This is a genomic window from Streptomyces sp. NPDC028991 (genome assembly GCF_055564775.1).
Genome location: NZ_JBVHVP010000009.1, coordinates 223,813 through 239,474, shown reverse-complemented (window position 1 = coordinate 239,474; position 15,662 = coordinate 223,813). Strand labels below are relative to the sequence as shown.

Here is a 15,662-nt window from a genome sequence, read left to right as displayed (position 1 = left end):
CTGTCCTTGTGGGCATGCTCGCGAACTTGGCGCTCGCCTCGACCCGCACCGCCGGGTCCCACGGTGCTGCCCGCGCTCGCTGTAGCTGTTGTTGCTGTTCCAGCTGTTGAGCCAACCGCGCTCCGGCTGTCCCCGAGTCCACGCGACTCGACTCTTCCGTCGCCGCCCGACCCGGGCGCGCTCCGCGTATCCCGCCCCTCCCCCGCACTCTTCCGCCGAGGACCCACCGCACCCATGAACAGCGACAGCGACCTCCAGATCGCCGGCGACATCCTCGAAGTCCCCCATCTCCTTCAGACACCGCGCGAGCACCCGGCCACCGTCGCCGAATTCGCCGGACTGGCCCGCTCCGTCGCCGCCGACCGGTCCGAGTGGGAGCACCTCGTCCGGTACGACGCCACGACACGCTGGTACCACCGGCTGCGCACCGGCCCCGGTTACGAGGTGTGGCTGCTGTCCTGGCTGCCCGGCCAGGGCAGCGGACGCCACGACCACGGCCCCTCCTCCGGTGTGCTGACCGTCCTGGACGGCACCCTGGCCGAGCACACCGAGCGCGGCACGCACGTGTTGCGGGCCGGGGCACAGCGGGTGTTCGCGCCGGGGTACGTGCACGAGGTGGTCAACGACGCGCTGGAGCCGGCGGTCAGCCTGCACGTCTACTTCCCGGGGCTGACGCAGATGCCGATGCACTCCGCACAGTGCTCGGGCGCCGGTGCCGGTGCGAGTGCGGGTGCCGGCGCTGTGACGACTGCCTGACGCACTGTCGTACCCGCCTGCGAGACTGGGGCCATGCGCATTGTGGTTCTGGCAGGCGGCATCGGCGGTGCCCGGTTCCTGCGTGGTCTGAAGCGGGCCGCGCCGGACGCGGACATCACGGTCATCGGCAACACCGGGGACGACATCCACCTCTTCGGGCTGAAGGTCTGCCCGGACCTCGACACGGTGATGTACACGCTCGGCGGCGGCATCAACGAGGAGCAGGGCTGGGGACGGGCCGAGGAGACCTTCCATCTCAAGGAGGAGCTCGCGGCGTACGGCGTCGGACCCGAGTGGTTCGGCCTCGGCGACCGCGACTTCGCCACGCACATCGTGCGGACGCAGATGATCGCCGCCGGCTATCCGCTCAGCGCGGTGACCCAGGCCCTGTGCGACCGCTGGAAGCCCGGCGTACACCTCATTCCGATGACCGACGACCGCGTGGAGACCCACGTCGCCGTCGAGCTGGACGGGGAGCGCAAGGCCGTCCACTTCCAGGAGTACTGGGTACGGCTGCGGGCCTCGGTCCCCGCCGAGGCGGTCGTACCGGTCGGCGCCGAGCAGTCGAAGCCGGCGCCCGGTGTCCTGGAGGCCATCGCGGAGGCGGACGTGATCCTCTTCCCGCCGTCCAACCCGGTCGTCTCGGTCGGCACGATCCTCGCCGTGCCCGGCATCCGGGAGGCGATCGCCGACGCCGGCGTACCGGTGGTCGGCCTGTCCCCGATCGTCGGGGACGCGCCCGTGCGCGGGATGGCGGACAAGGTGCTCGCGGCGGTCGGCGTGGAGTCCACCGCGGCCGCGGTCGCCGAGCACTACGGCTCGGGCCTGCTCGACGGCTGGCTGGTCGACACCGTCGACGCGGAGTCCGTCACCCGCGTGAAGGCGGCCGGCATCCTCTGCCGCGCCGTCCCGCTGATGATGACCGACCTCGACGCGACGGCACGGATGGCCGGGGAGGCGCTGACGCTGGCGGAGGAGGTGCGGGAGGCGTGAGCGACGGTGCGCGTGACGGCCGCCGTGACGGTGCGTCCGGCCGCCCGGACGGTCACCGGGAGGGCCACCAGGACAGTCACTGGGAGGGCCGCCGGGACGGTCACCGGGAGACCCGCCGGGACGGTCACCGGGAGGCCCGCCGGGGCGGTTACCGGGTGTGGGCCGTTCCCGGGCTGCCCGAGGTGCAGCCGGGCGACGACCTGGCCAAGCTGGTCGCGGCGGCCGAGCCCGGGCTGGCGGACGGGGACGTGCTGATCGTCACCTCGAAGATCGTGTCCAAGGCCGAGGGCCGGGTCGTGGCGGCCACCGACCGGGAGGCCGCGATCGACGCGGAGACCGTACGGGTGGTGGCCCGGCGCGGCGCGCTGCGCATCGTCGAGAACCGCCAGGGCCTGGTCATGGCCGCGGCCGGGGTCGACGCCTCCAACACGCCCTCCGGGACGGTGCTGCTGCTCCCCGAGGACCCGGACGCCTCGGCGCGCCGCATCCGCGAGGGTCTGCGCGACGAGCTCGGCGTCGACGTCGGCGTGGTCGTCACCGACACGTTCGGGCGACCCTGGCGGGCCGGGCTCACGGACGTGGCCATCGGCGCCGCCGGTGTGCGGGTCCTCGACGACCTGCGCGGGGGCACCGACGCGCACGGCAATCCGCTCGGCGCCACCGTCGTCGCCACCGCCGACGAGCTCGCCGCCGCGGGCGACCTGGTCAAGGGGAAGGCCGCGGGCCTGCCCGTCGCCGTCGTGCGCGGGCTCCCGCAAGTGGTGGCCGAGGACGACGGCGAGGGCGCGCGGGCGATGGTGCGCGGCGCGCGTGACGACATGTTCCGGCTGGGCACGTCCGAGGCGGTCCGGCAGGCGGTCACCCAGCGCCGTACGGTACGGGCCTTCACGGACGAGCCGGTGGACCCCGGTGCCGTACGCCGCGCGGTGGCCGCGGCGGTGACCGCGCCGGCGCCGCACCACACGACGCCGTGGCGGTTCGTACTGCTGGAGTCGGCCGGCTCCCGCACCCGGCTGCTGGACGCGATGCGGGAGGCCTGGATCACGGACCTGCGGCGGGACGGCAAGAGCGAGGAGTCGATCGCCAAGCGGATCCGACGCGGGGACGTGCTGCGCGACGCGCCGTACCTCGTCGTCCCCTGCCTGGTCATGGACGGCTCGCACACGTACGGCGACGCGCGGCGCGACGGGGCCGAACGCGAGATGTTCGTGGTCGCCACCGGCGCCGGCGTGCAGAACCTGCTCGTCGCGCTCGCCGGGGAGCGGCTGGGTTCGGCGTGGGTGTCCTCGACGATGTTCTGCCGGGACGTCGTCCGGGAGGTGCTGGCGCTGCCGGGTGACTGGGACCCCATGGGTGCGGTCGCGGTCGGTCATCCGGCTCGGGAGCCGCAGGCGCGGCCGGACCGGGACGCGGGGGCGTTCATCGAGGTGCGGTGAGCTGTCGGGGCGAGCCTCTACCCTCGTAGGGACCTCGCTTCCGTGTTCCCTCCCCCGTCCCAAGGACCTCTCTCGTGGCAGGACGTTTCGCTCCCCGGCCCACGCGTGCTTCGGTGCGCGGCGGGGAGGCCGCCGTGCCCGCGGGTGGCGTGCCCCGGCAGGCCGCCGCGCCGGGGAGGGTGCGCGTGTGGGGGCCGGACGGGCCGCTGGAGCTTGGGCTTGTGCTCGGCCCGTTGCGGCGCGGGCCGGGCGATCCGACGTTCCGGACGATGCCGGACGGGTCGGTGTGGCGGGCCAGCCGGACGCCCGCCGGGCCGGGCACGCTGCGGGTCACCGCGCGCGGCGGTGAGGTACGGGGCGAGGCGTGGGGACCCGGCGCGGAGTGGCTGCTGGAGCAGTTGCCACGGCTGCTGGGCGCCGACGACGACCCGTCCGCGTTCGTACCGCGGCACCGGCTGCTGGCGTTCACGGCACACCGGCGGCCGGGGCTGCGGCTGACGCGGACCGGGCTGGTGCTGGAGTCGCTCATCCCGTCGGTCCTGGAACAGAAGGTCACGACGCTGGAGGCGTACCAGGCGTGGCGGCTGCTCGTACGGAAGTACGGGGAACCTGCGCCGGGACCCGCGCCCGGGCGGATGTGTGTCATGCCGTCGGCGCGGACGTGGGCGACGATCCCGTCCTGGGAGTGGCACCTGGCCGGCGTGGACGACAAGCGGGCGTCGACGATCCTGCGGGCCGTGCGGGTCGCCGCGCGGCTGGAGGAGGCGGCCGGGATGGAACCGGCGGCGGCGCAGGAGCGGTTGGAGGTCGTGTCCGGCATCGGGCCGTGGACGTCCGCGGAGACCGTGCAGCGCAGTCATGGGGCGCCGGACGCGGTGACGGTGGGGGACCTGCATCTGCCGGGGATCGTGGGGTTCGCGCTGGGCGGGGACCGGGACGCGGACGACTCCGTCATGCTGCGGCTGCTGGAGCCGTATGCCGGGCAGCGGCATCGGGCGGCTCGGCTGGTGTTGTTGAGTGGGCGGGTGCCGGGGCGGCGGGCGCCGCGGATGGCTCCGCGGGGGATCGAGCGGCTCTGACCTTGGCACGCCGGTCCGGTGTGTGCCGGCCCGTGCCCGCCCGTTGCGGGGTGTGTGTGGGCCGGGGGTGGGTGGGCCGGGGCTGTGTGGGCGGGGATGGGTGGCACGGGCCCGGCGCTGCGGAGTGCCAGCCCCAGGGCCCCAGAGAGCCAGGGCCCCAGAGGGCCCCCAGCGCCCACCCGTGCCGTCCCTGCGAGTGACTCCCAGGCCGTTCAGGCACTGAGGGAGGCGCACGACTGCCCGCGGCTCGGGCGAGGCGCCGGGACGGCGGCTCGGGCGGGACGGCGGCTCGGGCGGGACGGCGGCTCGGGCGGGACGGCGGCTCGGGCGGGGCGGCGGGCTACGCGTCGGGCGAGAAGCGCAGGGCCGCCGCCGGGATGTGGGCGTCGCACCAGATGCGGGCGCCGGAGCGGAGTTCGTTGTCGGCGCCGATGACCGCGCCGTCGCCGATGACCGTGTCGGTGAGGACCGTGCGGGTGCCGACGCGGGCGCGGGTGCCGATGAGGGAGTCGGTGATCACGGCACCGGGCCCGATGACGGCGCCGGGCAGGATCGTGCTGCCGAAGACGCGCGCGCCCTCCGCCACGAAGGCGCCCTCGCCGACCACCGTGCCGCCGGCCAGCTTGGCGTCGGGCGCCACGCGTGCGGTGGGGAGGACCAGGCGGTCGCCGCAGCGGCCCGGTATCGCCGGGGACGGGGCGCGGCCGAGGACCAGGTCGGCCGAGCCGCGTACGAAGGCCGCCGGGGTGCCCAGGTCCAGCCAGTAGGTGGAGTCGACCATGCCCTGGAGGTGCGCGCCGGTGGCGAGGAGTTCCGGGAAGGTCTCGCGTTCGACCGAGACGGGGCGGCCCGCCGGGATCGTGTCGATGATCGAACGGCGGAAGACGTACGCCCCCGCGTTGATCTGGTCGGTGACGATCTCCTCGGGGGTCTGGGGCTTCTCCAGGAAGGCCAGCACCCTGCCCGTGTCGTCCGTCGGGACCAGGCCGTACGCCCTCGGGTCGGTCACCTTCGTCAGGTGCAGGGAGACGTCCGCGCCCGTCGTCTCGTGGGTGCGGACCAGCGCGCCGATGTCCAGGCCCGTCAGGATGTCCCCGTTGAAGACGAGTACCGGGTCGTCGGGGCCCGAGTGCAGCCGGGACGCCACGTTGCGGATCGCTCCGCCGGTGCCGAGCGGCTCCTCCTCCGTGACGTACTCGAGGTGGAGGCCCAGGGCCGAGCCGTCACCGAAGTACGGTTCGAAGACCTCCGCCAGGTAGCTCGTCGCGAGCACGATGTGATCGACGCCCGCCGCCTTCGCCCGCGCCAGCTGGTGCGTGAGGAACGGCACCCCCGCCGCCCTGACCATGGGCTTGGGCGTGTGCACCGTGAGCGGACGCAGCCTCGTGCCCTTGCCACCGACCAGGAGGATCGCTTCTGTCACCGTCGTCTCTGCTTCCTGCCGGGACCGGCCGAACTGTCTTTCGGCCGGCCAGTGTATGCAGACCGTTCCATGGCGCCTTCGGTGGTCGTGCGGTGGGTCGTGCGGTGTGGCCCTCAGCGGCCCTGGTACTTGGCAGCCGTCGAGCGGGTCGTGCCGAGCTTGCCGTAGAGCTTCTTGCCGGGGCAGCTCGTGAGGAAGCCGTCGCGGTGACCGGAGATGACGTTCAGTCGTACGTTCTTACCTTTTCGGTAGAGATTTCCACCACCGGACTTCAGGTATGTCTTTCCGCGTGGATTCATGCCGTGGAGACCGAGCTTCCACGCGGTGAGCCGGGCGACCGCCTTCACGGCGGCCGACGACGGCTTCTTGGAGCCGTAGGTGCCGAGTACGGCGATGCCCATGCTGTTGGAGTTGAACCCCAGGGTGTGGGCACCGAGTACCGCCTTGGACACGCCTCCGGCCCGTCCCTCGTAGATCTTTCCGCACTTGTCGACGAGGAAGTTGTAGCCGAGGTCGCGCCAGCCCATGCTGTTGACGTGGTAGCGGTAGATACTGCGAATGACTGACGGTGACTGCTTGCAGCTGTAGTTGTTGCCGGTGGCCGAGTGGTGCACGAAGGCCGCCTTGACCTTCTTCGTGTACACGAACTTCTTCTCGCGCAGCTTCTCGTTGGCGCCCCAGCCGCGACGGGTGGTGATGCCCGGGCGGGGCCCGATGTAGGGCTTGGCCTGCTGCCGCGCGGCGAGTTCCGCCTCGGTCCGGGCCCGGCTCAGGGCCGGGATCTCGGTGGCGCCGAGCGGGGCGAGGTCGGCGTTCGCGGCGGAGGCGGCGACGGCCTCCGCGGACTCGGCGGTCATGCCGGTGGTGCGGGGGCCCTCCTCCGGCCCCGGGGCCGCCACGGGCGGGGCGCCCTCGCCGGGGTCGACGAGTTCGAGGCGCATGCCGGTGGGGAGGGGGGAGGCGGCGGCCCGGGCTGCCGCGGTGGCTGTGGTGGCTGTGGTGGGGGCGGTGGCCCCGCCAGTTCCGGTGGTCGGGGTGGCCTCCGGCGTGCTTTCCGCTCGCACCCGTACCTCCACACCGTCGGACTCGCCCACCCACAGCGGGGCGGTCGCGCCTCGGACGCGGCCCGAAGTGCTCTCGGGGGTGCCGGGGTCGGCGGCGTGGTCGGCGTTGTGGGTCTCCAACTGCTGCCAGGCGGACCAGGTGCCGGTCGCGGTCGCGCGGGTGCGGACCTGGACGTGGCCGTGGAGTTCGGTGGCCGGGTTGTCCCAGACGACACCGACCAGCGAGAAGTGCCGTACGTCCCGGCGGGGAACGCCCTGTTCGGCGGCACCGGGGGCTCGGTCGCGGGTGAGGGGGGCGAGGGGAAGCGACTGGGTGCCGCCGGGGACGTACGCCTCGGACCGCGCCGTTCTTCCGGTCGTGGGCGCAGCCGCGGGAGAGGCTGCCGCCGCCGCGGACGGAGCGAGCGGGAGGGCCAGGGCGGCCGCACACGTGACACCGATCGAGGAAGCAAGGAATCCACGCATGCCACTGATCGTGGACATCGTCGTACAAATCTGTCTAACCGTGACCTGACGGTTTGTAGGGGCTTTTCGTCCGAACCGGTGGCGGTGCGGTACGCCGTACGCTCGGTGCGCGCCCGTGGGCCCGCGTACGCTTGCGCGGGTGAACGCGACCGACCGCACCCCTGCCGACCTGCTGAGTTCCGCGCTCGCCGCGGACCCGGGACGCCCCCTGGTTACCTTCTACGACGACGCCACCGGCGAACGCGTCGAACTGTCCGTGGCCACCTTCGCCAATTGGGTGGCCAAGACCGCGAATCTGCTGCAGGACGAACTGTCCGTCGAACCCGGCGACCGGGTCACGCTGCTGCTGCCCGCGCACTGGCAGACGGCGGTGTGGCTGCTGGCGTGCGCGTCGGTGGGTGTCGTCGCCGACATGGCGGGTGATCCGGCGGCGGCCGACGTGGTCGTGAGCGGGCCGGAGCCCGAGTCGCTGGAGGCGGCACGGGCGTGCAAGGGGGCCAGGATCGCGATGGCCCTGCGGCCGCTCGGGGGACGGTTCGTGCCGCGTGCCCCGGAGGGCTTCGCCGACTACGCGGTGGAGGTGCCGGGGCAGGGGGACCGGTTCGTGCCGTACGTGCCGGTGGATCCGGAGGAGCCCGCACTGATCGTGGCCGGACGGGAGTTCAGCGGAGCGGAGGTCGTGGAGCGGGCTCGGGCGGAGGCGTCGGGGCTCGGGCTCACCGGGCCGGGGGCGCGGATTCTGTCGGGGCTGCCGTATGACACCTGGGCGGGGTTGAGCGCGGGGTTGTACGGGCCGCTGGCCAGTGGGGGGTCGGTGGTGTTGTGCCGGCATCTGGAGCGGGCGGGTGCGGGGGTCGTGGACCAGCGGATCGAGGCGGAGCGGGTCTCGACGACGGCTCGGTGAGGCTCGATGACGGCTCGGTGAGGCTCGATGACGGCTCGGTGAGGCTCGATGACGGCTCGGTGAGGCTCGATGACGGCTCGGTGAGGTGTTGGCCGGGGACTTGGCCGGGGGTGGTGACTCGGCGGTGACGTGAGCGGGCGCCCGGACGGGCGCCGCTTGGCCGCCCCCGCCGCCCACCCGTGCCGCCCGCCCGTGCTACCCGTGCCGCCCCCGCCGCCCGCACGTGCTACCCGTGCGGCCCGCCCGTGTCGCCCTTCCGAGGCGTCCGGCGCGTGTCGGGTCGGCCGTATGCCCCGTTCGGCTCAGCCCCGGTCCGCCTCCGGCGCTCGCTCGGGTCATGGTCGTAGGAGCGCACGTGTGCGGGACGGAGGGAGACGTGAGCGATGACGACGCAGGCGCGCCCTTCGACGGAGGCGGCGGCAAGGAGATCCCGGGGTCGGGTGCGGGGGCGTCCGCGACCGGGGACGGGCTGAGGCGGCGGCGTCGCAGGCGGCGGCTGGGGCGTTCGGGGATCGTGGTCGCCGCGCTGGCCGCCGGTGCCGTGGGGGCCGGATGGGCGGTGTACGCCAAGCTGGACGGCAACATCACGTCGGACGAGGCGGCGGCGGCCGAGCTCGCCCGGTACGAGAAGGAGCGGCCCACCTCGCTGGTCCGCGGCGCCCAGAACGTGCTGGTGATCGGGTCGGACTCGCGGTCCGGCGACGGCAACGAGCGCTACGGGCGGGACAACGGAACCGAGCGCTCGGACACCTCGATCCTGCTGCACCTGGCCGCCGGCCGGGACAGCGCCACCGCTGTCTCCCTCCCTCGCGACCTGATGGTGGACGTGCCCGGCTGCCGCCGCCCCGACGGGTCACGCACCGAGCCGACGTTCACGCAGTTCAACTACGCCTTCGAGGCGGGGGGTTCGGCGTGCACGATCCGGACCGTGGAGAAACTGACCGGCGTCCGCGTCGACCACCACGTGGTCGTCGACTTCCAGGGCTTCAAGAAGATGGTCGACGCGCTCGACGGCGTCGAGGTGTGCCTGCGGAAACCGGTCGACGACAAGGACGCCAGGCTGAAACTGCCCGCGGGCCGGGTGACGCTCGACGGGGAGCAGGCGCTCGGCTACGTACGCGCCCGCAAGTCGCTCGGTGACGGCAGCGACACCGACCGGATGCACCGGCAGCAGCGTTTCCTGGGGGCGCTCGTCAACAAGGTGCAGAGCAATGACGTACTGCTGAATCCGGTCAAGCTGTACCCCGTTCTCGACGCGGCCACATCGTCCCTCACGACGGACCCGGACCTGGCGAGTCTGCGGGGCTTGTACAACCTCGTGCGCGGGCTGCGCGACATTCCCACCGAACGCGTGCAATTCCTTACCGTTCCGCGGGAGTCGTACGCGGGCGACGCCAATCGCGACCAACTCGTGGAGCCCGACGCCGAGAAGCTGTTCACCCGGCTGCGGACGGACGAACCCGTGGCGATCGTGGCGGGGCACGAGCCGGATACGCCGACGGGTTCCGGAAACCCCCGCGAATCCGGCACCACTTCTCCGGCACCGACGTTCAGCGGGAACACCGCCGCAGAGGACATCTGCGAGTAAAGCGCGCTCCAAGACGGGCGACGCCAACGCGGAAGGGGCGGACAATTGTCCAATAAATGCGCCGGATTGCCCAGTTGTAAGGTTCGTGGAATGTGTCACTGCCGTCGCCCTGTACCGAACAGGGCGGTTAATGTGAGCGCTCCGGTGTGCCCGGCCACGAGGCTCTGCCCGAGGCCGCGTACCGACTGAGCGAGACCGGGCGCCTTGAGGGGAAGGCGCCGCGTGGCCCCGACGGAGGATTCGGACAACCGTGGACGCGCAAGGCCGTGGGCGGGCGGAAGACATCGACCCCGCAGACCAGTGGGTACTCAATCCGGACACCGGCGAATACGAACTGCGACTGACCCATTCCGCACCGCAGTCGACGGTCCCGGCCCCCCGCGGCGCCGCAGCCGGCCGAACCCGCGGGTCACGCGGCCGCGGCGCGCCGACGCCTACGCCTACGCCTACGCCGGCACCCTCGGCCTCCCCGGGCCGTGAGGTCCCCCCTTCCCGCAGGCGTCGTTCGGCACCCGATCAGCCGCCGCCCGGACGGCGCGGGCGGCGGCTGCCCGCGAAGAAGAAGTCGAGGGGCAAGAAGGCCCTGCTGTGGACCGGCGGCACCATGGCGTTCGTCGTCCTCGCCGCCTGCACGGCCGGTTACCTGTACCTGCAGCACCTGAACGACAACATCGAGTCCCTCCCCGACGACGGCGCCGGCACCGGTGGCTTCCAGAAGGACAAGGCGATCAACATCCTGCTGATCGGCACCGACAAGCGCACCGGCGCCGGCAACGAGGGCTACGGCGACACGGGCAGCGCCGGCCACGCCGACACCACGATCCTCCTGCACGTCTCCAAGGACCGCTCCAACGCGACCGCGCTCAGCATCCCCCGCGACCTGATCGTCGACATCCCCGACTGCCCGACCACGCAGGAGGACGGGTCCACGAAGGTCATCCCCGGCTCCACCGGCGTCCGCTTCAACAGGAGCCTCGGCCAGAGCGGCCGCACGCCCAGTTGCACCATGCGGACCGTCACCGAGCTGACCGGGGTCACGCCCGACAACTTCATGGTGGCCGACTTCAACGCGGTCAAGACGCTCACCACGGCGGTCGACGGAGTCGAGGTGTGCCTGGCGAAGGACATCGACGACCCGGACTCACACCTGAAGCTGCCCGCGGGCGAGCACAAGATCGAGGGCGAGCAGGCGCTGGCCTTCGTACGCACCCGGCACTCCGTGGGCTTCGGCGGCGACCTGAGCCGCATCGAGATCCAGCAGCAGTTCCTCAGCGCCCTGATGCGCAAGCTCAAGTCCAACGACACACTCACCAGCCCGTCGAAGATGGTGAAGCTGGCCGAGGCGGCGACCGAGGCGCTGACCGTCGACTCCCAACTGGACAGCATCGGGAAGCTGAAGGACCTCGGCCTGGAGCTGGGCAAGCTCAACACCAAGAACCTGACCTTCACCACGGTGCCGGTGCGCGACAACCCCGCCGAGAAGGTCAAGGCGACCGTCGTCCTCCAAGAGGAGCCCGCCCAGCAGGTCTTCGACATGATCAGGAGCGACGTCTCCTTCACCGAGGTCAAGAAGCAGGAGAAGGAGAAGGACAAGAAGGAGGCCGCCGCCGTCGCCGCCCGGCTCGAGGGCGAGAAGTCCGACCCCTCCGAGATCCGCGTCCGCGTCCTCAACGGCGGCGCCTCCGGCGGCAGCGCCCAGCGGGAGCTGGCCTACCTCCAGAACGAGGCCGGTGTCACCAAGTCCGAGAACGGGGGCAACGCCGACACGGAGGTCGCCAGGACCACCCTGGAGTACGCCCCCGACCAGGCCGCCCAGGCCCGCGCCCTCGCCGAGATCCTCGGCCTGTCCGGCGCCGCCATGAAACCCGGCGAGAGCGTCACCAACGCCCAGGGCCTGCCCACCATGACCCTCACCCTCGGCAAGGACTTCAAGGGCGCCGGAGCCAAGCTCGACGCCACCTCCGGGAAGACGCCCGAGGGGGTCCAGAAGTCCACGGCGGACAAGGTCGAGTGCGCGAAGTGACCTGACGAGCTCCACGTACGTCTGACAGTACGACAGTCCTTTGGCGCGCTCGGGAGACGGCTGGGACAGGAGCAGCCCTCCGGGACGCGAGCGATCCGTCGGGACGCCGTACAGCCAACGAAGCGGCCCGTACGTCCAACTGCGCGAACAGGTAGCGCGCACGAGCACGTGCACGGGCCCGCGGGTGGGGAGAGGCATGACGCAGAGCAGTGTGCACGGGGAGGGAACACCACCGGGTACCGTCCGGCGCGCCCGGGGCGGAGGCGGCTCGGGTACGGGCGCGGGCGGGCGGGGAGGCCCGGGAGGCGGGCACGGCAGGCGGTCCGGGCGGCGGCGCGCCGGACGCCGGCACCGCGCGCTCCGTTGGTCCGCGACGACCCTCGCGGTACTGATACTCGGGACGGCCGGCGCCGGATACCTCTACTACGAGCACCTGAACGGAAACATCGAGAAGGGCGAGCGCAGCAGCGGTGACTCCAAGGCCCACAAGACGGAGCCGAACGCGGCCGGACAGACGCCCCTGAACATCCTGCTGATCGGCTCCGACAGCCGGGCGTCCGACGCGAACGTGTCACTGGGCGGCGGCAAGAACCACCGCGACAACCCGCCGCTGGGCGACGTCCAGATGCTCATCCACCTGTCCGCGGACCGCAAGAGCGCCGCGGTCGTGAGCATCCCCCGCGACACCAGGGTCGACATCCCCGAGTGCACCGACCCGGACAGCGGCAGGAAGTACCCGGCGACCAACACGATCATCAACGAGTCGCTGGGCCGCGGCGGCGCCGGCTGCACCCTGGCCACCTGGGAGAACCTCACCGGCGTCTACATCGACCACTGGATGACGATCGACTTCGCGGGCGTGGTGTCGATGGCGGACGCCGTCGGCGGCGTCGAGGTCTGTGTGAACCAGAACGTGTGGGACCGCCCACTGCCCGGCGTGCCCGGCGGCTCGGGCCTGAAGATGGAGGCGGGCCGGAAGAAGGTGCAGGGCGAGCAGGCGCTCCAGTGGCTCCGTACCCGGCACGCCTGGGGCAGCGACCTGCTGCGGGCCCGGGCCCAGCACATGTACATGAACTCGATGATCCGCACCCTGAAGGGGCAGAACGTCTTCACCGACACGGGCAGGCTGATGAACCTGGCCGAGGCGGCCACGAAGTCGCTGACGGTCTCCGAGGAGATCGGCACGGTCAAGAAGCTCTACGACCTCGGGATGCAGCTCAAGACGGTGCCGACGGACCGCATCACCATGACGACGATGCCCACCGTCCAGGACGGCCAGAACGAGAACCACCTGCTCCCGGCCGACGACGCGGAGAAGATGTGGGCGATGCTCCGCGACGACGTGTCCTTCGACGACAAGGGCGCCAAGGGCGACAAGGGCGGCGGCAAGGACTCCGGCACCGCGGACGACACCGGAAAGGACGGCGGAAAGGACGGCGGGAAGGAGGGCGGAAAAGAGGGCGGCGAGAGGCCCTCCGACGACTCCGCCGCCCCCGACTCCGAGATCGGCGTCACCGTCCGGAACGCCACTCGCTCCGCCACCCTCGGTCCGGTCGGCGGACGTGCGAGCGCCGTCGCCGAGACGCTGGTGGGCAAGGGCTTCGGCCGGGCGACCACGGACACCTCGGCCGCGCTGGCCGAGGAGCGGACGGTGGTCCGCTACCCGAGCGCCGAGCTGGCGGGCGACGCCCTGCGTGTCGCCGAGGCCCTGCGAATTCCGGCGAGCGCGGTACGGAAGTCGGCGGACGTGTCCGGGATCACGCTCGTCGTGGGAGCGGACTGGCGCTCGGGCACGTCGTACCCGGAACAGGAGAAGCCCGAGGCCGGAGACCTGCCGGACAACAGCGACGCGATCAACGGCTCGGACACCGGCACGTGCATGGACGTGTACAAGCCGTACCGATGGTAGGAGTTCAGGAATATAGGAGGGATTGCCCTGTTGTAGGGCCGCCGGATGCGGCACCGGTGTCGTTCGACGCTGAACTGGGCGGATAGTGTGAGCGCTCCAGTGCCCCCGCCGCGAGGTCCGCCCTGGCGTCGTGCACATGTTGACCCTTTATCGTGCGCCTTCCGGCAGAAGGTGCCGCGTGGCCCCGACGGAGGATTGGGAGACCGTGGACGCGCAAGGACGTGGGCGGGCAGATGACGTCGATCCCGCAGATCAGTGGGTACTGAATCCGCGCACCGGTGAATACGAACTGCGACTGCCCGATTCCGCACCGCAGTCGCCCGTGCCGGGCCCCCGCAGGCCCGCCCGCCGTGACGCCGAGGCCTCCTCCCCCACCGGCGGCACCACCGGTTCCGCACGGCGTACGGCCACGCCCGGCCGGGAGGTCCCGCCCCAGCGGCGGCGCCGTCCGGCACCCGAGGAGCCGGCTCCGGGACGGCGCGGCCGGCGCCCGGCGAAGAAGAAGTCGAAGGGCCGGAAGGCCCTGCTGTGGGTCGGCGGCACCACCGCGTTCGTCGTCCTCGTGGCCGGCGTCGGCGGCTACTTCTACCTCAAGCACCTCGAGGGCAACGTCTCGACGACGGACGTCGGCGACGCCGGAAGCAGCAGCTTCAGCAAGGACGAGGCCTTCAACATCCTCATCATCGGCACCGACAAGCGCACCGGCGCCGGCAACGAGGGCTACGGCGACGCCGGCAGCGTCGGCCACGCCGACACCACGATCCTCCTGCACGTGGCCAAGGACCGTTCCAACGCCACCGCGCTCAGCATCCCCCGCGACCTGATCGTCGACATCCCCGACTGCGAGACCAGGCAGGAGGACGGCTCGACGGAGATCGTCCCCGGGGAGCAGGACGTCCGCTTCAACCGGAGTCTCGGCGAGGGCGGCCGGGACGCGGGGTGCACCATGCGCACCGTGAAGGAGGCGACCGGCATCCAGCCGAACCACTTCATGATGGCCGACTTCAACGCGGTCAAGACGCTCACCACCGCCGTCGACGGCGTCGACGTCTGCGTGGAGAACGCCGTCGACGACCCCAAGTCCCATCTCAAGCTGCCCGCGGGCGAGTCGAAGGTCGAGGGCGAGCAGGCCCTCGCCTTCGTCCGCACCCGGCACGCCTTCGGCAACGAGGGCGACCTGGACCGCATCAAGGTGCAGCAGCAGTTCCTGGGCTCGCTCATGCGGAAGATGTCCTCCAGCGACACCCTGACCAGCCCCACCAAGCTGGTGAAGCTGGCCGAGGCCGCCACCAAGGCCCTGACCGTGGACGAGCCCATCGGCAACGTGGGCACGCTCAAGGACATCGCCCTGGAGCTGAAGAAGGTGCCGACGAAGAACATCACGTTCCTCACGGTGCCGGTGATCGACAACCCCGCCGAGAAGGTCAAGGCGACGGTCGTTCCCAAGCCGTCGGAGGCGCCCCAGGTCTTCGACATGATCAGGAACGACATCTCCTTCACCGAGGTCAAGCAGAAGGAGAAGAAGGAGGCCGCCGCCGTCGCCGCCCGCCTCGAGGGTGAGAAGTCCGACCCTGCCGAGGTGCGCGTCCGCGTCATGAACGGCGGTGCCCCGGCCGGCAGCGCCCAGCAGGAGCTCCAGTACCTCCAGACGGAGGCCGGCGTCGCCAAGTCCGAGAACGCGGGCAACGCCGACGCGGAGGTCGCCAGGACCACCCTGGAGTACGCCCCCGACCAGGCGGCCCAGGCCCGCGCCCTCGCCGAGATCCTCGGCCTGTCCGGCGCCGCCATGAAACCCGGCGAGAGCGTCACCAACGCCCAGGGCCTGCCCACCATGACCCTCACCCTCGGCAAGGACTTCAAGGGCGCCGGAGTCAAGCTCGACGCCGCCTCCGTGAAGACGCCGGAGCTGGAGAAGACCACGGCCGCCGAGAAGTTGTGCGCCAGTTGACCTGACGGGCCTGTCGTACGTCTCACAGGACGGCGACGGGCACCGCGCGGTGGCGCGGGGGCGGGGAGGGACGC

11 protein-coding genes are annotated in these 15,662 nt (G+C 71.9%); 9 read left to right on the top strand and 2 right to left on the bottom strand.

Going from position 1 to position 15,662, the window contains the following annotated elements:
• Positions 1-234: 234 nt before the first annotated feature.
• From ACZ4V1_RS20460 to ACZ4V1_RS20445, 4 genes are all read left to right on the top strand, one after another.
• Entirely contained in the window at positions 235-756 is a 522-nt protein-coding gene (locus tag ACZ4V1_RS20460) for a cysteine dioxygenase (protein WP_468337882.1), read from the top strand.
• 33 nt (positions 757-789) lie between these two features.
• Positions 790-1,749 carry a 2-phospho-L-lactate transferase gene (gene cofD, locus ACZ4V1_RS20455; RefSeq protein ID WP_468337878.1) on the top strand — a complete coding sequence of 320 codons (960 nt, stop codon included), beginning with the start codon at positions 790-792 and terminating at the stop codon, positions 1,747-1,749.
• On the top strand, positions 1,746-3,185 hold the full coding sequence (locus tag ACZ4V1_RS20450) for a coenzyme F420-0:L-glutamate ligase (protein WP_468337875.1): 1,440 nt from the start codon (positions 1,746-1,748) through the stop codon (positions 3,183-3,185). The genes cofD and ACZ4V1_RS20450 overlap by 4 nt, the downstream gene beginning before the upstream one ends.
• Before the next feature lie 74 nt (positions 3,186-3,259).
• Positions 3,260-4,264, top strand: coding sequence for a DNA-3-methyladenine glycosylase family protein (locus ACZ4V1_RS20445; RefSeq protein WP_468337872.1), 1,005 nt, complete (start codon positions 3,260-3,262; stop codon positions 4,262-4,264).
• 340 nt (positions 4,265-4,604) lie between these two features.
• On the opposite strand, the gene manB is transcribed toward ACZ4V1_RS20445, so the two are convergent.
• Both manB and ACZ4V1_RS20435 read right to left on the bottom strand, forming a co-directional pair.
• A complete protein-coding gene (manB, locus tag ACZ4V1_RS20440; protein WP_468337869.1) occupies positions 4,605-5,687 on the bottom strand; it encodes a mannose-1-phosphate guanylyltransferase in 1,083 nt (360 codons plus the stop codon).
• Positions 5,688-5,800: 113 nt separating this feature from the next.
• The gene (locus ACZ4V1_RS20435; protein WP_468337866.1) at positions 5,801-7,216 is read right to left on the bottom strand and encodes a peptidoglycan recognition protein family protein; all 1,416 of its coding nucleotides are present in this window, start codon (positions 7,214-7,216) and stop codon (positions 5,801-5,803) included.
• Between the two features lie 139 nt (positions 7,217-7,355).
• On the opposite strand from ACZ4V1_RS20435, the gene ACZ4V1_RS20430 reads away from it, so the two are divergent.
• The 5 genes from ACZ4V1_RS20430 to ACZ4V1_RS20410 all read left to right on the top strand — a co-directional run bounded on the left by ACZ4V1_RS20430 (position 7,356) and on the right by ACZ4V1_RS20410 (position 15,588).
• Positions 7,356-8,120: a TIGR03089 family protein gene (locus tag ACZ4V1_RS20430; RefSeq protein ID WP_468337863.1), complete on the top strand. Its 765-nt coding sequence runs from the start codon at positions 7,356-7,358 to the stop codon at positions 8,118-8,120.
• A gap of 376 nt (positions 8,121-8,496) precedes the next feature.
• Positions 8,497-9,708, top strand: coding sequence for an LCP family protein (locus ACZ4V1_RS20425; protein ID WP_468337860.1), 1,212 nt, complete (start codon positions 8,497-8,499; stop codon positions 9,706-9,708).
• 250 nt (positions 9,709-9,958) lie between these two features.
• Positions 9,959-11,731 (top strand): LCP family protein, encoded by a 1,773-nt coding sequence (locus ACZ4V1_RS20420; RefSeq protein WP_468337856.1) that lies wholly within the window; start codon positions 9,959-9,961, stop codon positions 11,729-11,731.
• A gap of 196 nt (positions 11,732-11,927) precedes the next feature.
• Positions 11,928-13,640: an LCP family protein gene (locus ACZ4V1_RS20415; protein WP_468337853.1), complete on the top strand. Its 1,713-nt coding sequence runs from the start codon at positions 11,928-11,930 to the stop codon at positions 13,638-13,640.
• Between the two features lie 205 nt (positions 13,641-13,845).
• Complete coding sequence (locus ACZ4V1_RS20410; protein WP_468337850.1) at positions 13,846-15,588, top strand: LCP family protein; 1,743 nt, start codon at positions 13,846-13,848, stop codon at positions 15,586-15,588.
• The last annotated feature ends 74 nt before the right edge of the window (positions 15,589-15,662 follow it).